The sequence below is a fragment of the Cellulomonas sp. genome, assembly GCF_035634735.1.
In the GTDB taxonomy this organism is placed as follows: domain Bacteria; phylum Actinomycetota; class Actinomycetes; order Actinomycetales; family Cellulomonadaceae; genus Cellulomonas.
Window position 1 is genome coordinate 1 of record NZ_DASQCJ010000147.1, and the last position, 19,888, is coordinate 19,888.

General features: G+C 75.2%; 19 protein-coding genes. 2 read left to right on the forward strand and 17 right to left on the reverse strand.

Annotated features, from left to right (window positions below):
* The 13 genes from atpD to rpmE all read right to left on the reverse strand — a co-directional run.
* On the reverse strand, nt 1-1,220 hold a 1,220-nt coding region (gene atpD / locus VER05_RS12725; RefSeq protein WP_324845712.1), incomplete at its 3' end, for a F0F1 ATP synthase subunit beta.
* 65 nt (nt 1,221-1,285) lie between these two features.
* On the reverse strand, nt 1,286-2,179 hold the full coding sequence (locus VER05_RS12730) for a F0F1 ATP synthase subunit gamma (protein ID WP_324845713.1): 894 nt from the start codon (nt 2,177-2,179) through the stop codon (nt 1,286-1,288).
* Nucleotides 2,180-2,182: 3 nt separating this feature from the next.
* Nucleotides 2,183-3,811 carry a F0F1 ATP synthase subunit alpha gene (gene atpA / locus VER05_RS12735; protein ID WP_324845714.1) on the reverse strand — a complete coding sequence of 543 codons (1,629 nt, stop codon included), beginning with the start codon at nt 3,809-3,811 and terminating at the stop codon, nt 2,183-2,185.
* Nucleotides 3,812-3,887: 76 nt separating this feature from the next.
* Nucleotides 3,888-4,700 (reverse strand): F0F1 ATP synthase subunit delta, encoded by an 813-nt coding sequence (locus VER05_RS12740; RefSeq protein ID WP_324845715.1) that lies wholly within the window; start codon nt 4,698-4,700, stop codon nt 3,888-3,890.
* A complete protein-coding gene (locus VER05_RS12745; protein ID WP_324845716.1) occupies nt 4,700-5,284 on the reverse strand; it encodes a F0F1 ATP synthase subunit B in 585 nt (194 codons plus the stop codon). The genes VER05_RS12740 and VER05_RS12745 overlap by 1 nt, the downstream gene beginning before the upstream one ends.
* Nucleotides 5,281-5,535, reverse strand: a complete 255-nt coding sequence (gene atpE / locus VER05_RS12750) for an ATP synthase F0 subunit C (RefSeq protein WP_276509384.1) — start codon at nt 5,533-5,535, stop codon at nt 5,281-5,283. Before atpE ends, VER05_RS12745 begins: the two co-directional genes overlap by 4 nt.
* A 103-nt stretch (nt 5,536-5,638) precedes the next feature.
* The gene (atpB, locus tag VER05_RS12755) at nt 5,639-6,508 is read right to left on the reverse strand and encodes a F0F1 ATP synthase subunit A (protein ID WP_414647622.1); all 870 of its coding nucleotides are present in this window, start codon (nt 6,506-6,508) and stop codon (nt 5,639-5,641) included.
* Between the two features lie 41 nt (nt 6,509-6,549).
* Complete coding sequence (locus tag VER05_RS12760) at nt 6,550-7,056, reverse strand: hypothetical protein (protein ID WP_324845717.1); 507 nt, start codon at nt 7,054-7,056, stop codon at nt 6,550-6,552.
* The gene (locus tag VER05_RS12765) at nt 7,053-8,447 is read right to left on the reverse strand and encodes an MraY family glycosyltransferase (RefSeq protein ID WP_324845718.1); all 1,395 of its coding nucleotides are present in this window, start codon (nt 8,445-8,447) and stop codon (nt 7,053-7,055) included. Before VER05_RS12765 ends, VER05_RS12760 begins: the two co-directional genes overlap by 4 nt.
* Nucleotides 8,444-9,103: an L-threonylcarbamoyladenylate synthase gene (locus VER05_RS12770; protein WP_324845719.1), complete on the reverse strand. Its 660-nt coding sequence runs from the start codon at nt 9,101-9,103 to the stop codon at nt 8,444-8,446. The genes VER05_RS12765 and VER05_RS12770 overlap by 4 nt, the downstream gene beginning before the upstream one ends.
* A complete protein-coding gene (gene prmC / locus VER05_RS12775) occupies nt 9,100-10,032 on the reverse strand; it encodes a peptide chain release factor N(5)-glutamine methyltransferase (protein ID WP_324845737.1) in 933 nt (310 codons plus the stop codon). The genes VER05_RS12770 and prmC overlap by 4 nt, the downstream gene beginning before the upstream one ends.
* A 41-nt stretch (nt 10,033-10,073) precedes the next feature.
* Nucleotides 10,074-11,165, reverse strand: a complete 1,092-nt coding sequence (gene prfA, locus VER05_RS12780; RefSeq protein ID WP_324845720.1) for a peptide chain release factor 1 — start codon at nt 11,163-11,165, stop codon at nt 10,074-10,076.
* A 146-nt stretch (nt 11,166-11,311) separates the two neighbouring features.
* Complete coding sequence (rpmE, locus tag VER05_RS12785; protein ID WP_147795949.1) at nt 11,312-11,527, reverse strand: 50S ribosomal protein L31; 216 nt, start codon at nt 11,525-11,527, stop codon at nt 11,312-11,314.
* A 151-nt stretch (nt 11,528-11,678) separates the two neighbouring features.
* Here rpmE and VER05_RS12790 point away from each other — a divergent pair, with 151 nt between their 5' ends.
* Entirely contained in the window at nt 11,679-12,452 is a 774-nt protein-coding gene (locus VER05_RS12790; RefSeq protein WP_324845721.1) for a hypothetical protein, read from the forward strand.
* A gap of 12 nt (nt 12,453-12,464) precedes the next feature.
* A complete protein-coding gene (locus tag VER05_RS12795; protein WP_324845722.1) occupies nt 12,465-13,664 on the forward strand; it encodes a glycosyltransferase family 4 protein in 1,200 nt (399 codons plus the stop codon).
* Nucleotides 13,665-13,925: 261 nt separating this feature from the next.
* Here the strand turns inward: VER05_RS12795 and rho are convergent, their stop codons facing one another.
* The 4 genes from rho to VER05_RS12815 form a co-directional block, all read right to left on the reverse strand.
* On the reverse strand, nt 13,926-16,013 hold the full coding sequence (rho, locus tag VER05_RS12800) for a transcription termination factor Rho (protein ID WP_324845723.1): 2,088 nt from the start codon (nt 16,011-16,013) through the stop codon (nt 13,926-13,928).
* A 244-nt stretch (nt 16,014-16,257) separates the two neighbouring features.
* Complete coding sequence (thrB, locus tag VER05_RS12805) at nt 16,258-17,214, reverse strand: homoserine kinase (RefSeq protein ID WP_324845724.1); 957 nt, start codon at nt 17,212-17,214, stop codon at nt 16,258-16,260.
* 8 nt (nt 17,215-17,222) lie between these two features.
* Nucleotides 17,223-18,314: a threonine synthase gene (gene thrC / locus VER05_RS12810; protein WP_324845725.1), complete on the reverse strand. Its 1,092-nt coding sequence runs from the start codon at nt 18,312-18,314 to the stop codon at nt 17,223-17,225.
* Entirely contained in the window at nt 18,314-19,720 is a 1,407-nt protein-coding gene (locus VER05_RS12815; RefSeq protein WP_414647623.1) for a homoserine dehydrogenase, read from the reverse strand. Before VER05_RS12815 ends, thrC begins: the two co-directional genes overlap by 1 nt.
* Between the last annotated feature and the right edge of the window lie 168 nt (nt 19,721-19,888).

The window sequence follows — 19,888 nt, forward strand, 5'->3', positions numbered from 1 at the left end:
CCGAGGATCGCGATGATGTCCTGGAGCTCCTTGTTGCGCTGCAGGATCGACTTCACGCGGGTGGCGACGTCGTAGTGCTCCTGGCCCACGTAGCGCGGGTCGAGGATGCGCGAGGTCGACGCCAGCGGGTCCACCGCCGGGTACAGACCGCGGGACGCGATCTCGCGGGAGAGCTCCGTCGTCGCGTCGAGGTGCGCGAACGTCGTGGCCGGGGCCGGGTCGGTGTAGTCGTCCGCCGGCACGTAGATCGCCTGCAGCGAGGTGATCGAGTGGCCGCGGGTCGAGGTGATGCGCTCCTGCAGGAGGCCCATCTCGTCCGCGAGGTTCGGCTGGTAGCCCACCGCGGACGGCATGCGCCCGAGCAGCGTCGACACCTCGGAGCCGGCCTGCGTGAACCGGAAGATGTTGTCGATGAACAGCAGCACGTCCTGCTTGGCGACGTCGCGGAAGTACTCCGCCATCGTCAGCGCCGACAGGGCGACGCGCAGCCGGGTGCCCGGCGGCTCGTCCATCTGGCCGAAGACGAGGGCGGTCTTGTCGAAGACGCCCGCCTCCTCCATCTCGACGATGAGGTCGTTGCCCTCGCGGGTGCGCTCGCCGACGCCGGCGAACACGGACACGCCGCCGTGGTCCTGCGCGACGCGCTGGATCATCTCCTGGATGAGGACGGTCTTGCCGACGCCCGCGCCGCCGAACAGGCCGATCTTGCCGCCCTGGACGTACGGGGTGAGCAGGTCGATGACCTTGATGCCGGTCTCGAACATCTGGGTCTTCGACTCGAGCTGGTCGAAGGCCGGGGCCTTGCGGTGGATCGGCCAGCGCTCGGTGATCTCGAGCTTCTCGCCCTCGCCGAGGTTGAGCACCTCGCCGGTCACGTTGAACACGTGGCCCTTGGTGACGTCGCCGACGGGCACCGAGATCGGCGCGCCGGTGTCGGTGACCTGGGCGCCGCGCACGAGGCCGTCGGTCGGCTTCAGCGCGATGGCCCGCACCAGCGAGTCGCCGAGGTGCTGCGCGACCTCGAGCGTCATCGTGAACCCGCCGGACTCCTCGCCCTCGCCCTGCGAGGACAGGTCGATGTGGACGGTCAGCGCGTTGTAGATGTCGGGGATCTGGTCCGCGGGGAACTCGATGTCCACGACGGGCCCGATCACACGGGCGACGCGGCCCACGCCGGGCGTGGCCGTGGTGTCCTTCGCGTCGACGGTGGTCGCGGTCATGTCTGCCTGCCTTCGGTCGTCCGCCGGTGTCCGGCGGGCTGGTTCGGGTCGTGCGGTCGGGCGGTTCAGGAGGCGAGCGCGTCGGCGCCCGACACGATCTCGCTGATCTCCTGGGTGATCTCGGCCTGGCGGGCCTGGTTCGCCAGCCGCGTGTACGTGCGGATGAGGTCCTCGGCGTTCTCCGTCGCGGTGTGCATCGCGCGCTGCCTCGCAGCGAGCTCGGACGCCGCCGCCTGCAGCAGGCAGGCGAAGATCCGGGTGCGCACGTACCGCGGGAGCAGCGCGTCCAGCACCTCGGCCGCGTCGGGCTCGAAGTCGTACAGCGGGAGCGCCTCGTGCTCGCCGGCGGGGGCGACGCCCTCGACGACCTCGAGCGGGAGCATCCGGATGACCTGCGGGCGCTGGCTCACCATGTTGACGAACTGCGTCGACACGATGTGCAGCTCCCCCACGCCGCCGTCGGCCGGGGCGGAGTCGAAGGCCTCGAGCAGCGTGCTCGCGATCTCCTCGGCCAGCTCGGACGTCGGGGCGTCGGACTGCCCGGTCCACACGGCCGCCAGCTCACGCTGCCGGAACCGGTAGTAGGACTCCGCGCGGCGGCCGCTGATGTAGAGCGCGACCTCCTTGCCCTCGCCCTCGAGCCGCTCGATCAGCCGCTCGGTCTCGCGGATGACGGACGCCGAGTAGGCGCCCGCCATGCCGCGGTCCGAGGCGATGAGCAGCACGGCGACGCGGTTGGTGTCGTCGCGCTCCGCGAGCAGCGGGTGCGTGACGTCCGAGTGCGTCGCGACGGCGGAGACCGCCCGGGTGATGGCGCGGGCGTACGGCGACGCCGACGCCATCCGGTCCCGGGCGCGGCCGATCCGCGACGCCGCGATCAGCTCCTGGGCGCGGAACATCTTCTTCAGCGACTGGGTCGACCTGATCCGCTGACGGTAGATCCGCTGCTGTCCGGCCATGCGTCAGGCCTTCTTCTGCCGGACGATCTGCTCCTGCTCGACCGGGGTCTCGTCCTCGGGCTGCTCGGCGCCGACCAGCGGCGTGCCGTCGCCCTTGAGGAAGCCGTGGCGGAACTCGTCGACGGCGGAGGCGAGCTTGGCCTCCAGGTCGTCGCCGAGCTTGCCCGTGCCCGCGATCGTGCTGAGCACGTCCGTGTTGCGGCGGAGGTGGTCCAGCAGCTCGGACTCGAACCGGCGGACGTCCTCGACCGGCACGTCGTCCAGCTTGCCCTTGGTGCCGGCCCAGATCGACGCCACCTGCTCCTCGACCGGGAACGGCGAGTACTGGGGCTGCTTGAGCAGCTCCATCAGGCGGGCGCCACGGGTCAGCTGCGCGCGGGACGCGGCGTCCAGGTCGGACGCGAACATCGCGAACGCCTCGAGCGACCGGTACTGCGCCAGGTCGAGCTTCAGCGTTCCCGAGACCTGCTTCATCGCCTTGACCTGCGCGGCACCACCGACGCGGGACACCGAGATGCCGACGTCGACGGCGGGGCGCTGGTCGGCGTTGAACAGGTCGGACTGCAGGAAGATCTGGCCGTCCGTGATGGAGATGACGTTGGTCGGGATGTACGCCGAGACGTCGTTGGCCTTGGTCTCGATGAACGGCAGACCGGTCATCGAGCCGCCGCCGAGCTCGTCGGACAGCTTCGCGCAACGCTCCAGCAGGCGGGAGTGCAGGTAGAACACGTCGCCCGGGTACGCCTCGCGGCCCGGCGGGCGGCGCAGCAGCAGGGACACGGCGCGGTACGCCTCGGCCTGCTTCGACAGGTCGTCGAACACGATGAGGACGTGCTTGCCGCCGTACATCCAGTGCTGGCCGATGGCCGAGCCGGTGTAGGGCGCCAGGTACTTGAAGCCGGCCGGGTCGGACGCCGGGGCCGCGACGATCGTCGTGTACTCCAGGGCGCCGGCCTCCTCGAGCGCGCCGCGCACGGCCGCGATCGTAGAGCCCTTCTGGCCGATGGCGACGTAGATGCAGCGGACCTGCTGCTCCGGGTCGCCCGACTCCCAGTTGGCCTTCTGGTTGAGGATCGTGTCGATCGCGATCGCCGTCTTGCCGGTCTGGCGGTCGCCGATGACGAGCTGCCGCTGGCCGCGGCCGATCGGGATCATCGAGTCGATCGCCTTGATGCCGGTCTGCAGCGGCTCGTGCACCGACTTGCGGGCCATGACGCCCGGGGCCTGGAGCTCGAGCGCGCGGCGGCCCTCGGAGACGATCTCGCCGAGGCCGTCGATCGGCTGACCCAGCGGGTCGACCACGCGGCCGAGGAAGGCGTCGCCGACCGGGACGGACAGGACCTCGCCCGTGCGGCGGACCTCCTGACCCTCCTCGATGCCGGTGAACTCGCCGAGGACGATGACGCCGATCTCGCGGACGTCCAGGTTGAGCGCGAGGCCCAGCGTGCCGTCCTCGAACCGGAGCAGCTCGTTGGCCATCGCGCCCGGCAGGCCCTCGACCCGGGCGATCCCGTCGCCGGCCAGGGTGACCCGCCCGACCTCCTCGGCGGCGGCGCCGGTGGGCTCGTACGTCGTGACGAAGCTGTCCAGCGCGGCGCGGATGTCCTCCGGCCGGATCTGCAGCTCGCTCATGGCATCTCTCCTGTCGTGCAGCACGCCCGCGGCGTGCGCTCCCACGTGGGTGGTCGGGTCGGGCCGTCGGGCCCGGTCAGCTGGCAAGTCGTCGGCGTGCGTCCGCCAGCCGTGCGAGCACGGTCGCGTCGATCACCTCGGGGCCGACCTGCACGCGCAGGCCGCCCAGGACGTGCGGGTCCACGAGGACCTGCACCTGGATCTCGCGCCCGTAGGCGCGGCCGAGGATCTCCGCGAGCCGGGCCCGCTGGGCGGGACCCAGGTCGGCCGCGGTGGTGACCGTGGCGACCGTGCGGCTCCGGCGCTCGGCGATCAGGTCGCCGAGGTGCCCGAGGGTCGCGACGTACCGGCGGCCGCGCGGCGCCACGGCCGCCCGGCGCGCGAGCACGCGGGTCGCCGTCGCACCGGTCCCGGCCGTCAGGCGGTCGACGAGCTCGCCGCGCGCCTGCGCGTGCAGCGTGTCGTCGTACAGCCGGCGGCGCACCTCGCGCTGCCCGGCGAGCGCCCGGCCGAGCCGGAACAGCTCCTCCTGGACCTGCTCGATGGTGCCGTCGGCCTCGGCCGACGCGAGCACGGCCGAGAAGGCCAGCTGCTCGGCGGCGTCGGCGAGGTCGCCCTCCTCGGACCACCGCGCCCGCACCAGCCCCTGCGCGGCCTCGGCCACGCGGGGGTCGGCGCCGGCCAGCAGCCGGGTCGCGAGCGCGGCCTTGGCCTCGCCGGCGGCCGACGGGTCGGTGAGGGTGCGCCGCAGCGAGCCGGACGAGTCCAGCGCGTCGACCAGCGCGAACAGCTGCTCTCCGAGCAGCAGCCCCTCGGCGCCGGCCGCCCGCAGCACCGGCTCGAACCGGCCCTCCGCGGCGGCCAGCGACGCCCGGCTCGTCCCTCGCATCAGTTCCCCTTACCCGCGGTGGCGGTGGTCTGCGCGTCCAGCTCGTCCAGGAACCGCTCGACGACGCGCGAGCGACGCGCCTCGTCCGCGAGCGACTCGCCGACGATCTTCGACGCGAGCTCGGTGGCCAGGGAGCCGACGTCCGCACGGAGCGACACGGCGGCCTGCTGGCGCTCGGCCTCGATCTGGCGCTGGGCCGTCTCGGCGATCCGCGCCTGCTCGGCGGTGGCCTTCTCGCGCGCCTCGGCGACGATCTGGCCGGCCTCGGAGCGCGCGTCCTCGCGGATGCGCGCCGCCTCGGCGCGGGCGTCCTGGAGCTGCTGCTCGTACTCCGCCTTGGCGGCGGCAGCCTCCTCCTGGGCGCTGGCGGCCTTGGCGAGGCCGCCCTCGATCTTCTCGGTCCGCTCGTCGAGCACCGCCTGGAACTTCGGCAGCACGAGCTTGTAGAAGACGACGCCGATCACGATCAGCACGACCGACGACCACAGGATGTCGTAGCCGGCGGGGATGAGCAGGCGCCAGCCCTCGACCTCTTCGGTCTCCGCGGCCAGGATGCTCGCCGCGGGGAGCGCGGCTGCGATCACGAGAAGAGGAAGCCGGTGATCAGGCCGAGGAGGCCGAGCACCTCGACGAAGCCGATACCGATGAACATGGTGGTCCGGAGCTGGCCGGCGACCTCGGGCTGGCGCGCCATGCCCTCGACGGTCTTGCCGATCAGGATGCCGAGGCCGATGCCCGGGCCGAGAACCGCGAGGCCGTAGCCCACGGTCGCGATGTTGCCCGAGATGGCGTTCTCGGCCGCAAGGATGACGCTGGGGTCCGCGAGAAGAGACACGCTGTGCTCGTTCCTTCCGTTTGGCCGCCGGCCGGTCGACCGGCGGTCGTGTGGTGACGAGGGCCCGTCGCGGCCCTCGTGGGGTGGTGCTGGTCAGATCAGGTCAGTGCTCGTCCTCGACCGACTGGCTGAGGTACACGGCCGTCAGGACGACGAAGATGTAGGCCTGCAGCGCGGCGACGAACACCTCGAACAGGGTGATCGCGAAGCCGCCGGCGAGGGTCAGCGCGCCGAACGGCTTGAGGCCGCCGCTCGCCTCGAACAGCAGGAACTGGGTGGCCGAGAAGCAGAGCACCAGCATGAGGTGCCCGGCGACCATGTTGGCCATGAGCCGGATCGCCAGCGTGACGGGCCGCAGGACGAAGACCTGCAGGAACTCCACCGGCGTCAGCAGCACGTACAGCGGCCACGGCACGCCCGGGGGGAACAGGCTGCTCTTGAGGAAGCCGCCCACGCCGTGCGCCTTGACGCCCGCGCCGATGTACATCACGTAGACCCAGAGGGCCAGCATGACCGGCAGGCCGATCAGCGAGGTGCCCGCGATGTTGAGGAACGGGATGACGCCCGTGATGTTGAAGGCGAAGATCGCGAAGAAGATCGTCGTCAGGAGCGCGACGTACTTGGGCGCCTTCTCCTTGCCGAGGATGTCCTGGGCGACGTTGACCCGGACGAAGTCGAGCAGCATCTCGGCCATGTTCTGGCCGCGGCGCGGGACCAGGCGGGCCCGGCGCGCGGCGATGACCATGACGGTCAGCAGCACCGCGACGGCGACGAAGCGCACGACCTGGATGCGGTTGATCTCGAAGATCGTGCCCTCGAACCAGATGGCGGGAGGGAAGAACTCGGCGATCGACGGCTTGTGGAACCCGGACTCGCCTTCGGCAGCGAGCGGCAGGATCGTCGCAAGGCTGGACAGAGCAGTCTCCTGTAGGTCGAAGGCTCGCGGCGTCGGGTGCCTCGAGGTGCGGGTCACCGCGCCGGGACCCGGCCGTCGTGGGTGGTTCGGCTGGAAGCCTAGCCTACGGAACGGCCGGACCCGTCCGGCTCGTCCCCATTCGGGACCTTGGACCCAGCACCTGTAGGTGACACGTAAGGCACCCTGCCCCGCGACACCGCGCGGTAGTCCAGGAGCGCGGAGCCGATGACCGCCACGGCGACCACGACGGCCAGCACGTACCGGTCGTAGAAGTCCATGCCGCGCAGCACCGCGAGCACCACGATCACGACCACGAGCTTGCCCAGCCAGGTGCCCATGATGACGGCCATCATGCGGCCGGGGGCGGCGGTGTCGGTCTTGAGCATCGACAGCGTCGTGGTCCCCGAGAACACCAGCGCGATGGCCGCGCCGATCAGCGCGCCCCACACCCCGGGCAGGCCGGCGACGAGCCAGCCCACCAGCACGCCGACGACGGTGACGCCGACGACGAGCCAGATCATGTCGCGCAGCGCGCGGCGGAACACGGCGGCCACCTCGGGGCTGTCCCCCGGGCGGGGGGTCGGCTCGGCGGTGGGGTCGGTCATCGGTCCGTCCTCGGGTCGGCGTCGTGCAGGGCGTCGGTCAGGCGGGTCAGGGGGTGCGCCGCGGGGCCGGCGGGGCCGGCGGCGACGGCGTGGCCGGCGGGCCCGGCGGCCGGCGCGGCGTGCCAGGCCCGGCGGTGGGCGTCGGCCGCGTGCCGGGCGGGGGCGGGGGCGGGGGCCGGGCCGGGCGCGCCGGCGGCGCGGTGCTCGGCGCCGGGCGGCGGGGCGGGCTGCGGCGCCGGTGCGGGCTCGGGCCCGGTGGGCGGGCGCACGCCGGGCCCGCCGCCGGGGGTGCCGCCGCCGGCCGTGCTGCGCCCGCGCAGCGGGCCGAGGGTCAGCGCGAGCGCGGCGAGCACGCCGACGGCCAGCCCGACGAGCACGGCGGTGGTGGAGAACCAGACGAGCGCGGTCGCGGCGCCGGTGAACACGAAGGTCCAGACGTACAGGATGATCACCGCGCGCCGGTGCGAGTGGCCGAGCGCCAGCATCCGGTGGTGCAGGTGCATCCGGTCCGGGTGGAACGGCGACCTGCCCGACCCGACCCGGCGGATCACCGCGAGCCCCATGTCCAGCAGCGGCAGCAGCAGCACGGCCAGCGGCAGCAGGATCGGCAGGAACGCGGGGAACGACTGCCGGGTCGAGGCGACGGCCGGGTCGATCTGGCCGGTCACCTGGATGCCGGCCGCGGCGATCACCAGGCCGATGAGCATCGAGCCCGAGTCGCCCATGAAGATCCGGGCCGGGTTGAAGTTGTGCGGCAGGAAGCCCACGCACGCCCCCACCAGCAGCGCCACGACGAGCGTGGCCAGGTTGGAGTAGTCGCCGGGGCTCGCGTCGCGGGTGAGCACGTACGAGTAGAGGAAGAACCCGGCGCCGCCGATCGCGATCAGCCCGGCGGCGAGCCCGTCCAGGCCGTCGACGAAGTTCACCGCGTTCATCGCGACGACGACCACGAGCACGGTGAGGCCCAGCCAGATCCGGTCCGAGCCCACGACGACCCCGTCGATCGGCAGCTGGTAGAGCTGCACGCCCATCGACGCCATGACGAACGCGGCGAGCACCTGCCCGACCAGCTTCGTCATCCAGTCCAGGTCCCAGATGTCGTCCGCGACGCCCAGCGCGCACACGATCGTCGCCGCGGCGGCGATGCCGATCACCGGCTCCGGCCGGTCGAAGACGTCCGCCAGGAACGGCAGCTGGCTCGCCATGACGAGGCCGACCATGATCCCGGCCCACATCGCCAGGCCGCCGAGCCGCGGCGTCGGGATGGAGTGCACGTCCCTGCTCCGCACGGCCGTGATCGCGCCCCAGCGGAGCGCGCACCACCGCGCCAGCGGCGTCAGCACGTAGGTCGCCGCCGCGGCGATCAGCAGGAGCAGGAGGTACGCCCTCACCGGCCGGGGTCACCCGCCACGACGGGGGCGACCTCGCGGAGGCGCTCCAGGGAGATGGCGCCCTGCCGGACGACGCGGAGCTCGTCCCCGGTGGCGTCGACGATCGTCGAGGCGACCTGGCCCGGGGTGCGGCCGCCGTCCAGGTAGGTCTGCACGCGGTCGCCCAGCTGCTCGTAGGCCTCGCCGACCTCGAGCGCCGACGGCTGGCCGGTGCGGTTCGCGCTGGACACCGCCATCGGGCCGGTGCGGCCCAGCAGCGCCAGCGCGACGGGGTGGTCCGGCACGCGCAGCGCGACGGTGCCGTGGGTCTCCCCCAGGTCCCAGGCCAGCGAGGGCTGGGCCACCAGGATGATCGTGAGGCCGCCGGGCCAGAAGGCCTCGGCGAGGTCGCGCGCCGCGGCGGGCACGCCCATGGCCAGGCCGTCCATCGTCCGGGCGTCCGGCATCAGCACCGGCGGGGGCATCTGGCGGCCGCGGCCCTTCGCGGCCAGCAGGGCGTTGACCGCGGGCGGCGTGAACGCGTCCGCGCCGATGCCGTAGACCGTGTCCGTCGGCAGCACGACGAGCCCGCCGCGCGAGACCGTGTGCACGGCGGCGTCGAGGGCCGGGCCCCAGGTCGCGGGGTCGGTGGCGTCGAGCACGGCGTCGGCAGTCACGGCTGCGAGTCTCCCACGACCGGCTGGGCGTGCGGACGCGGCTCGCCCGCGGGGGCGGTCCCGGGAGCGCCGGCCCGGCGGCGGGCGACCAGCATCCGGGGCCGGCCCGTGAGGTCCGGGCGCGACTCCACGGCCTCGAACGCCCCGGTGGCCTCCGCGGCCGCGCGCGCCGCCGCGTCCTGCACCTCCGCGTGCTCCATGACCAGCAGCCCGCCGGGCACCAGCAGCCGGGCCGCGGCGGCCAGCACCGCGCGCGGCACCTCCAGGCCGTCGGTCCCGCCCCCGTACAGCGCGAGGTCGGGGTCGTGGTCGCGGACCTCCGGGTCGACCGGGACCGCGTCCGGCGGGATGTACGGCGGGTTCGACACGACGACGTCGACCGTGCCGTCGAGGTCCGCCAGCAGGGCGGCGTCGCGGACGTCGCCGAGCTCGACCCGGACCTCCCCCGCGCCGACCCGCTCGCCGTTGCCCCGGGTCAGCGCCACGGCGGCCGGGGACGCGTCGACCGCGGCCACCCGCGCCTCGGGCACCTCGGTCGCCAGCGACAGCGCGATGCCCCCCGCGCCGCAGCACAGGTCCACGACGACCGGCGACCGGCCCTCGGTGGCGATCCGCGCCGCCTCGTCGATCCCGACCTGCGCGACCGTCTCGGTCTCGGGCCGCGGCACGAACACCCCGGGCCGGACGGCGAGGGTCAGGTAGCGGAACACCGTCGAGCCGACGATGTGCTGCAGCGGCTCGCGGCGCCGGCGGCGGTCGACCAGCCCGGCGAACTCCTCGGTGAACCCGTCCGGCACCGGCGGGGCCAGCACGAGGTCGAGGCGCGGCAGGCCCAGCGCGTGCGCGGCGAGCGCGGTCGCGTCGTGCCGGGGCGAGCCCACGCCGGCCTCGGCCAGCACGCGGGTGGCGGCCTCGACCAGGGCGCGCATGGTGGGGGCGCCGGGCGCCTGCGCGGGGGCGCCGGGGGCGGTCACCGCTCCCCCGCGGCGGCCAGCCGGGCGGCCTCGTCCGCGTCGACCGCCGACTGCACGACCGGCTGCAGGTCGCCGTCGAGCACGGCGTCCAGGTTGTACGCCTTGTACCCCGTGCGGTGGTCGGCGATCCGGTTCTCCGGGAAGTTGTACGTCCGGATCCGCTCCGAGCGGTCCACCGTGCGCACCTGCGACCGGCGGGCCTCGCTCGCCGCCGCGGCGGCCTCCTCCTGGCGCGCGGCCAGCAGCCGGGCGCGCAGCACGCGCATGGCCTGCTCGCGGTTCTGCAGCTGCGACTTCTCGTTCTGCATCGACACCACGATGCCGGTCGGCAGGTGGGTGATCCGCACCGCCGAGTCCGTCGTGTTGACCGACTGCCCGCCGGGGCCCGACGACCGGTACACGTCGATCCGCAGCTCGTTCGGGTCGATCTCGACCTCGCCCTCGTCCTCCACCTCGGGGAACACGAGCACGCCCGCGGCCGAGGTGTGGATCCGGCCCTGGGACTCGGTGACCGGCACGCGCTGGACGCGGTGCACGCCGCCCTCGTACTTCAGGCTCGCCCAGACGCCGTCCGCGGGGTCGGTGACCGCGCCGCGGGCCTTGATCGCGACCTGCACGTCCTTGTAGCCGCCCAGGTCCGACTCGGTGGACTCGAGCGTCTCGGCCCTCCAGCCCCGCCGCTCGGCGTACCGCAGGTACATCCGCAGCAGGTCGCCGGCGAACAGCGCCGACTCCTCGCCGCCCTCGCCGGCCTTGATCTCCAGGATCACGTCGCGGGCGTCGTCGGGGTCGCGCGGGACCAGCACCCGGCGCAGCTTCTTCGCCGCGTGCTCCTCGGCCTCGGCGAGGGACGGGAGCTCCGCGGCGAACGCCTCGTCCTCCTGCGCGAGCTCGCGCGCGTCCGCCAGGTCGTCGGCGGCGGCCCGCCAGGCGCCGTGCGCCTGCGCGACCCGGCCCAGCTCGGCGTACCGCCGGCCGAGGGTGCGCGCGAGCGCCTGGTCGGCGTGCACCGCCGGGTCGGCGAGCTGCTGCTCGATCCGCGCGTGCTCGTCGAGCAGCGGGCGGGCGGCCGCGAACGGGTCGGTCATCGCGGGGGGTCTCCTGGGGGCGGGGCGCCGCGGCGCGGGGGCGTCGCCGGTCGCACGCGGAGCCGGGACCGCACCGGCCCCGGACATGCGAAGACGCCGGTGCCCGGCGGCCCTCGGGGGACCGCCGCGCACCGGCGTCAGGACGGCTAGTTCGCCGGGCGCTTGCCGTAGCGCGCCTCGAACCGGGCCACGCGGCCACCGGTGTCGAGGATCTTCTGCTTGCCCGTGTAGAACGGGTGGCAGGCGCTGCAGACGTCGGCGCGGATCTCGCCGGAGGTCTCGGTGGAGCGCGTGGTGAACGTGTTGCCACAGGTGCAGGTCACCTGGGTCACCACGTACTCGGGGTGGATGTCAGTCTTCACAGGTGTTCTCCTCGGGTAGGGCCTCCGGGTCGTGCGCGCGAGCCGCGCACGTGAACCGCAGACCGACGGGACAGTCTGCCAGAACAGCGGGCGGGGCGGAAATCTTCCCGCCGGTCGCGATCGGGGCCGCGCCGTCCTAGCGTCGAGGGCGATGAGCACCCGACGCGCCCCGCTGACCCTGTCCGCCCTGGCCGCCGCCGCCCTGCTGCTGTCCGCGTGCAGCGCCGGGGCCGACGACGACGCGTCCGCCGCTCCCCCGACCGCGTCCGCCCCGGCATCCGCCTCGGCGTCGGCCGCCCCGTCCCCGACCGGCACGCCGCGGCCGAGCGCGCCCGCCGCCGCGGGCTGCACCGGGACCGGTGGCCTCGCGCCGGCCACCGCCGCGACCGTCGACACCATCGACCTGGACGGCGACGGCGTGCCCGACCGGCTGTGGCTCGCCGACGACGGCGGCACCCGCACCGTGGGCGTCTCCACCGCCGCCGGCGCCACGCTGACCCACCCGGTCGACCTCGCCGGCCCCGCGGGGGCCACCGCGTTCGCGCTCCGGCCCGACCCCGCCGAGCCCGCCATGGTCCTCGTCTCGGACAACCGCGTCGCCGACCTGCTGGTCGTGCAGGACTGCGAGCTCGTCGCCGCGACCGACACCCGCGGCGAGCCGTGGCAGTTCGACCAGGGCTTCGCCGGCCAGGGCACCGGCGTCGGCTGCGTGGACCTGGACGGCGACGGCACCCTCGACCTCGTCGGGCTGAACCTGGTCGACGACACGGTCACGCGCACCCTGATCCGCGTCGACGGGACCACCGCGTCCGCCGGGACGTCCGACCAGGTCGCCGCCGGCACCGACGCCGCGCGGGAGACCGCCCGGGCGATCACCTGCGGCGACCGGACCCTCAGCGCCGACGGGGTGCACGAGCCCGCCTGACCCGCCCCTACGATGGGCACCGTGCTCCGCATCGGCCTGGTGATCGACGACGGTCTCGACAAGCCGGACGGGGTGCAGCAGATCGTGCTGACCCTCGGCCGCCGGCTCACCGCGCTCGGGCACGAGGTGCACTACATCACCTCCACCACGGAGCGCACCGACCTGCCGCACCTGCACGTGCTCGGCCGCACGGTGTCCGTGCGGTTCAACGGCAACCGGCTGCGCAGCCCGCTGCCCGCGCGGCGCGCCGACGTCCGCCGGCTGCTCGCCGAGGTCCCGTTCGACGTCCTGCACGTGACCATGCCGTACAGCCCGCTGCTCGCCGGGCGGGTGGTGTCGGCGGCGTCGCCGCGCACCGCCGTCGTCGGGCAGTTCGTCATCTACCCGCAGGACCGGCTGACCCGCTGGGGCATCCGGGCGCTGGGGCTCGCGGAGCGCCGGCGGCTGCGGCGGTTCGACGCGATCACCGCGCTGTCCGAGGCGGCGCGGGAGTCCGTGCGGGAGGCCTACGGGCGGGACGTGCCGGTCATCGGGGGGCCGGTGGAGCTGGGCGCGCCGGCGGCCGGGCCGGACGGCGCCCCTGCGGGCGCTCCGGCGGGCTCCCCGGCGGCCTCCCGCGTGCCCGCCACCGGCGACGACCGGCCCGTGCGGATCGTGTTCCTCGGCCGGCTCGTCGAGCGCAAGGGTCCGCGCGAGCTGCTGGCCGCCGCCGCCGCGATGCCGGCCACCCGCCCCTGGACGCTGACGCTCGCCGGCCGCGGCCCGCTGCTCGACGAGCTGCGCGAGCGCGCCCGCGCCGCGGGGATCGCCGACCGGGTCGACTTCCCCGGCTTCGTCGCCGAGGAGGACAAGGCGGCCCTGCTGGCCGGCGCGGACGTCGTCGCCCTGCCGTCGACCGGCGGCGAGAGCTTCGGCATGTCCGTGGTCGAGGCGCTGGCGGACGCCGGCGGCGTCGTCCTCGCGGGCGACAACCCCGGCTACCGCACGCCGATGGCGGGCCTCGAGGACCAGCTCGTCGACCCGCGGGACACCGCGGCGTTCGCGCGCACGCTGGCGCGCTGGGTCGACGACCCGGCGGGGCGGGCGGCGGCGCGGGCCCCGCAGCGCGCGGCGGCGCAGCGGTTCGACGCGGGCGAGATCACCGCCCAGACCCTGGCCTGGTACGAGGCGGCGATCGCCGCCCGCCGCGCCGGGGCCCGCGCCCCGCGCTGACCCGCGCCCCGGCGCTGCGCGCCCTGACCCGCGCCCCGGCGCTGCGCGCCCTGCGCGCTCTCACGCCGCGCTCCCCCGCGCCCCCTCGCCGCCCGCGCGCCCCCTCGCCGCCCGCGCGCCCCCTCGCCGAGATGGCAACTCTCGGCTGTCCCGAGGCGCCCGCGCACAGCCGAGAGTTGCCATCTCGGCGGGTACGTCCCGGGCGGACGCACGACGGGGCGGCGCCCCGGGAGGGGTGCCGCCCCGTCGTGGGGGACCTCGTCAGACGATCGCGCGGTTCTGCGCCTCGTCGTGGTGGCCGTGGCCGTGGCCGTTCTGCGCCGGGGTCGTCTTCTGGACCTGGAGCAGGAACTCGACGTTGCTCTTGGTGTCGCGGAGCTTGCCGAGCAGCAGCTCGATGGCCTGCTGCTGGTCCAGCGCGCCCATGACGCGGCGGAGCTTCCAGATGATCTTGAGCTCGTCCGGGGCGATGAGGATCTCCTCGCGGCGGGTGCCGGACGCGTTGACGTCCACCGCCGGGAAGATCCGCTTGTCCGCGAGCGACCGGGAGAGCCGGAGCTCCATGTTCCCGGTGCCCTTGAACTCCTCGAAGATGACCTCGTCCATCTTGGAGCCGGTCTCGACCAGCGCGGAGGCGAGGATCGTCAGCGAGCCGCCGTGCTCGATGTTGCGCGCGGCGCCGAAGAACCGCTTCGGCGGGTAGAGCGCCGACGCGTCCACGCCGCCCGAGAGGATCCGCCCGGAGGCCGGGGCCGCCAGGTTGTACGCGCGGGACAGGCGGGTGAGCGAGTCGAGCAGCACCACGACGTCCTGACCGAGCTCGACCAGGCGCTTGGCGCGCTCGATCGCGAGCTCCGCGACCATCGTGTGGTCCGAGGCGGGGCGGTCGAAGGTCGAGGCGATGACCTCGCCCTTCACGGTCCGCTCCATGTCGGTGACCTCCTCGGGGCGCTCGTCGACGAGCACGACCATGAGGTGGACCTCGGGGTTGTTCGCGGTGATCGCGTTCGCGATCTGCTGCATGATGATCGTCTTGCCGGCCTTGGGCGGGGCGACGATGAGGCCGCGCTGGCCCTTGCCGATCGGGGCGACGATGTCGATGACCCGCGGCGTCAGGTGGTTCGTCTCGTTCTCGAGGCGCAGCCGGTCCTGCGGGTACAGCGGGGTCAGCTTGGTGAACTCGGGGCGGGTGCGCGCCTGCTCGGGCGCCATCCCGTTCACCGTGTCCAGCCGCACGAGCGCGTTGGCCTTGTTCGGCCGGCCCGCGCCGCCCTGCCCCTGGCCCTGCGGCTCGCCCTCGCGGGGCGCGCGGACGGCACCGGTGATGGCGTCGCCGCGGCGCAGGCCGGCCTTGCGGACCTGCGCGAGCGGCAGGTACACGTCGTTCGGGCCGGGCAGGTAGCCGCTGGTGCGGACGAACGCGTACGAGTCCAGCACGTCGAGGATGCCCGCGACCGGGACGAGCACGTCGTCCTCGGCGATCTCGACCTCCTCGTAGGGCAGGTCGCCGACGCCGCCGCGCTGGCCGCGGCCGCGCTTGCGGCCGTCGCGGTCGCGGTACCGGTCGCGCGAGCGCCGGCGGCGGCCGCCGCGCTCGTCGTCGTCCTGACCGTCCTGCGCCTGCTCGGCCGGGTTCTGGCCCGCCTGGCGCGGCTGGTCCTGCGGCTGCTGCTGGCGCTGGCGCTGGCCCTCGGCCGGCTCGCGGCGGTCACCGCGCTCGGCCCGGTCGCCGCGCTCGCCGCGGTCGCCCGCGGAGGTCGGCCCCTCGGGCAGCGTCACGTCGACGGTCGGCGCACCGGCGCCGCGGCCCGCGCGGCGGGAGCGGCGCTCCCCGGTGACGGTGCCGACGGCGTCGGCCGCGCGGGCGGCGCGGTCGTCCGCCTGCTGGCGGGAGTCGAGCGAGCGCTCGACGGCCTCGAGCCCGGCGAGCACGTCGACGGTGCGGCCGCGGCCGTCCGCGGGGGCCTCGGCGGCCGGTGCGGTCACCTCGGCCGCGGTGGCCTCGGGGCGCACGGCCCGGCGGCGCTGGCCGCGGGGCGCGCTCTCGGCGCCGGCCTCGGCGGCCGGGGCGGCGGTCTCGGCGGCGGTCTCGGCGGCCGGCGCGGCGTCGGGCCGGCCCGCGTCGCGCGTCGCCGCGCGGCGGGTGCGCCCGGCGGGGCGCTCGCCGCCGCCGGAGCGCTTGGCCTGGATGGCGTCGACCAGGTCGCTCTTGCGCATCCGGGAGGTCCCGGTCACGCCGAGCTCGGCCGCCAGGGCCTGGAGCTCCGGCATGCGCATGGCGGACACGGCGCCACCACGGGCGGAGCCACCGGAGGCGCTGCTCACGGCCGGCTCGATGGTGTCTGTCACGAAGGACCCTTCCCCCTCGTCGGGGACCGCCGCCCACGGTCGGGGCGCGCGGTCCGCGTCCGGCCCGATCTCGGGGCCGGCGCGTCGGTGAAGCCGCACGGGTCGCGCCGATCGCGTCGACTCGCGTGGGCTGGATCGCTCCCGGGCTCGGATCTCCTGAGCGACGCTGCACCGGAAAATGGCTGAGCGGATGTCAGGACGAGGCCCGGGGAACGGCTCGATCATACCACCGGGGGCGCGTCGATCAGGGCAGTCTCCGGGCCTCCGCGCCCGCGGTGTCGATCGCGAGCGGCACGATGCGCCAGCCGCCCATCACCCCGCCGAACACCTGCTGGAGCGCGTCGTCCGCGTCGGTCGGCCGGGCACCGTCCGCGCCGGGTCCGCCGGCCGCGCGCGCGAGCACGAGCACCGTCGGGCCCGCCCCCGACACGACCGCCGCGGCGCCCCGCGCGCGCAGCGCGTCGACGAGGGCCAGGCTCTCCGCCATCACCGGGCGCCGGTAGCCCTGGTGCAGCCGGTCCTCGGTGGCCGGGAGCAGCAGGTCCGGGCGGCGCCCCAGCGCCTCGACCAGCAGCGCCGCGCGGCCCGCCTGGTACGCGGCGTCGCCGTGCGGGACCTGCGCGGGCAGCACGCCGCGCGCGTGCGACGTCGACAGCCGGCTCGACGGCACGACCGCGACCGGCGCCACGTCGGGGTGCACGGCGAGCCGCGCCGCACGCACCGCACCGTCGGCGCCCTCGGACCAGGCCACCGTCGCGCCGCCGAGCAGCGCCGGCGCCGCGTTGTCCGGGTGCCCCTCGAGCTCCGTCGCCAGCCGCAGCACCACGTCGTCGTCCAGCGACTCCGGCTCGGCGACGAGCGCCCGCGCCGCGAGCAGCCCCGCGACCACCGCGCCCGCCGACGACCCGAGCCCGCGGCCGTGCGGGATCCGGTTGCGGCAGGTCAGGTGCAGGCCGGTCTGCGGCGCCCCGACGTGGTCGAGCGCGTGCCGGAGCGCGCGGACGACGAGGTGGTCGTCGCCGGACGGCACCTCCTCGGCGCCCTCCCCCACGACGTCCACCACCACGTCGGCGGAGCCGAGCGCGCGCACCTCGACCTCGTCGTGCAGCGCGAGCGCGAGGCCCAGCGCGTCGAAGCCCGGGCCGAGGTTCGCGCTCGTCGCCGGGACGCGCACCCGCGCCCGGTCGGCACCCAGTCGCACGGCGGGCCTCAGCCGAGGCCGAGCGCGGCGGCGATCTCCACCACGTCGGGGCGCACCCGCGTGGTCTCGACCTCCGTGCCGTCCGCCGTGCGCAGCGCCCACTGCGGGTCCTTGAGGCCGTGGCCGGTGACCGTCACGACGACGCGCGCCCCGGCGGGCACGCGGCCCTCCTGGGCGAGGCGCAGGATGCCCGCGACGCCCGCGGCCGACGCCGGCTCGACGAACACGCCGACCTGCGAGGACAGCACGCGGTGCGCGTGCAGGATCTCGTCGTCCGTCACCGCCTCGATCAGCCCGCCGGACAGGTCGCGGGCCGCCTCGGCCTGCGTCCAGGACGCCGGGTTGCCGATCCGGATCGCGGTGGCGATCGTCTCGGGCTCGGTGATCGGGTAGCCGTGCACGATCGGCGCGGCGCCGGCGGCCTGGAACCCCCACATCGCGGGCGTGTGCGTGGCGACCGGGTCGAGGTCCGCGCCGGCGTCCAGGCCCGCGTACTCGCGGAAGCCCTTCCAGTACGCGGTGATGTTGCCCGCGTTGCCGACGGGCAGCGCGTGGATGTCCGGGGCGTCACCCAGCGCGTCGACGATCTCGAACGCGCCGGTCTTCTGGCCCTCGATGCGGTCCGGGTTCACCGAGTTCACCAGCTCGACCGGGTACGCCTCGGCGAGCTTGCGCGCCGCGATCAGGCAGTCGTCGAAGTTGCCGTCGACCTGCAGCAGCGTCGCACCGTGCGCGACCGCCTGGCTGAGCTTGCCCATCGCGATCTTGCCGTCCGGCACCAGCACCGCGCAGACCATGCCCGCGGCGGTCGCGTACGCGGCGGCGGACGCGGAGGTGTTGCCGGTGGAGGCGCACACGACGGCCTTCGCGCCGCGGCCCGCGGCGGCGGACATCGCGGTCGTCATGCCGCGGTCCTTGAACGAGCCGGTCGGGTTCATGCCCTCGACCTTGACGAACACCTCGGCCCCGGTGAGCCGCGACAGCGCGGGGGCCTCGACGAGCGGCGTGCCGCCCTCGCCGAGCGTGACGACGCGCTGCTGCACGTGCGCCGGCAGGCGGTCGGCGTACTCGCGGATCACGCCGCGCCACTGGTGTGCCATCAGGACCCCTCGACTCGCAGGACGGAGACGACCTCGCGCACGGAGGCGAGGTCGCGGATCGCGGCGACGGTGGCGGCCAGCGCGGCCTCCGGCGCCTCGTGCGTGGTGATGACCAGCCGGGCGACGCCGGGGGCGTCGTCGCCGGTGCCGGCGTCGCCGGGCGCGGCGGCGGTCGCGGGCGGCGCGGCGTCGGCGGGCGACTGCCGGACGGCCTCGATCGACACCCCGTGCTCGGCGAGCACCGCGGACACGTGCGCGAGCACGCCCGGGCGGTCGTCGACGTCGAGCCGCACCTGGTAGCGGGTCCGCGCCGACTCCGCGGGCAGCACCGGCAGCGCCGCGTACCAGGACTCGGCCGGGCCGCGCCCGCCGTGCACCCGGTGCCGCGCGGCCGACACCACGTCGCCGAGCACCGCGCTCGCCGTGGGGGCACCGCCCGCGCCGCGCCCGTAGAACATGAGCTCGCCCGCGGCCTCGGCCTCGACGAACACCGCGTTGAACGCGCCGCGCACCCCCGCGAGCGGGTGGGTCAGCGGCACCAGCGCGGGGTGCACCCGGACCTGGACGCCCTCGGCTCCGTCCTCGGCCGCGCGGCGGTCGGCGATCGCCAGCAGCTTGATGACGTGCCCGGTGCGCGCGGCCCAGGCCACGTCGTCCGCCGTCACCTGCATGATGCCCTGGCGGTCGACGTCGTCGATCGACACCCGGGTGTGGAACGCGAGCGAGGCGAGGATCGCGGCCTTCGCGGCGGCGTCGAAGCCCTCCACGTCCGCCGTCGGGTCGGCCTCCGCGTAGCCCAGCGCCTGCGCCTCGGCCACGGCGTCCGCCAGGTCGAGACCCTCGGTCGCCATCCGGTCCAGCACGTAGTTGGTCGTGCCGTTCACGATGCCGAGCACGCGGTGCACGCGGTCGCCGGTCAGCGACTCGCGAACCGGGCGCACCAGCGGGATCGCGCCGGCCACCGCGGCCTCGAAGTACAGGTCCACCCCGGCGGCGTCCGCGGCCTGGTAGAGCGTCGGGCCGTCCTCGGCCAGCAGCGCCTTGTTGGCGGTGACGACGGCCGCGCCGTGCTCGATCGCGCGGAGCAGCAGCCCGCGGGCCGGCTCGGTGCCGCCGACGACCTCGACCACGACGTCGGCCTTCGCGACGAGGGCCTCGGCGTCGGCGGTGAGCAGCGCGCGGTCCACGACCGGGTCGCGCGGCGCGTCCACGTCGCGCACGGCCACCCCGACGAGCTCGAGCGGCGCACCGACCCGCGCGGCCAGGTCGGACGCCTGCGTCGTGAGCAGCCGGACGACCTCCGTGCCGACGACGCCGCAGCCGAGCAGCGCGACGCGCACCGCGGGGCGGCCGGTCGCGCCGGGCGCGGGCGAGGTGGGGCTGACGGACTCGTCGCGTGCGGTCACCGCGTGCACCTTCCGATCACGCCCGGTCTGCTCCGGGCCTGCTGGGGTGGGGTCCGGCGCAGCGGCGCCCGACCGGACCACAGGATAGGGGCGCGCCCTCCGCGGGCGGCCGGGTATCCACACCGTGGGCGCGACGGTCCGGCCGGCGGTTGCGGCCGGGTGCGTCAG

What these genes read in the sequence shown, in the direction of transcription:
- prmC (WP_324845737.1), bottom strand. Translation starts at nt 10,032, where the DNA reads ATGCGCGCCCTGGTCGAGGCCGCCACCCGCGTGCTGGCCGAGGCCGGC.
- VER05_RS12740 (WP_324845715.1), bottom strand. Translation starts at nt 4,700, where the DNA reads ATGCGAGGGACGAGCCGGGCGTCGCTGGCCGCCGCGGAGGGCCGGTTC.
- thrC (WP_324845725.1), bottom strand. Translation starts at nt 18,314, where the DNA reads ATGGCACACCAGTGGCGCGGCGTGATCCGCGAGTACGCCGACCGCCTG.
- VER05_RS12730 (WP_324845713.1), bottom strand. Translation starts at nt 2,179, where the DNA reads ATGGCCGGACAGCAGCGGATCTACCGTCAGCGGATCAGGTCGACCCAG.
- VER05_RS12795 (WP_324845722.1), top strand. Translation starts at nt 12,465, where the DNA reads ATGGGCACCGTGCTCCGCATCGGCCTGGTGATCGACGACGGTCTCGAC.
- VER05_RS12790 (WP_324845721.1), top strand. Translation starts at nt 11,679, where the DNA reads ATGAGCACCCGACGCGCCCCGCTGACCCTGTCCGCCCTGGCCGCCGCC.
- VER05_RS12760 (WP_324845717.1), bottom strand. Translation starts at nt 7,056, where the DNA reads ATGACCGACCCCACCGCCGAGCCGACCCCCCGCCCGGGGGACAGCCCC.
- atpA (WP_324845714.1), bottom strand. Translation starts at nt 3,811, where the DNA reads ATGAGCGAGCTGCAGATCCGGCCGGAGGACATCCGCGCCGCGCTGGAC.
- prfA (WP_324845720.1), bottom strand. Translation starts at nt 11,165, where the DNA reads ATGACCGACCCGTTCGCGGCCGCCCGCCCGCTGCTCGACGAGCACGCG.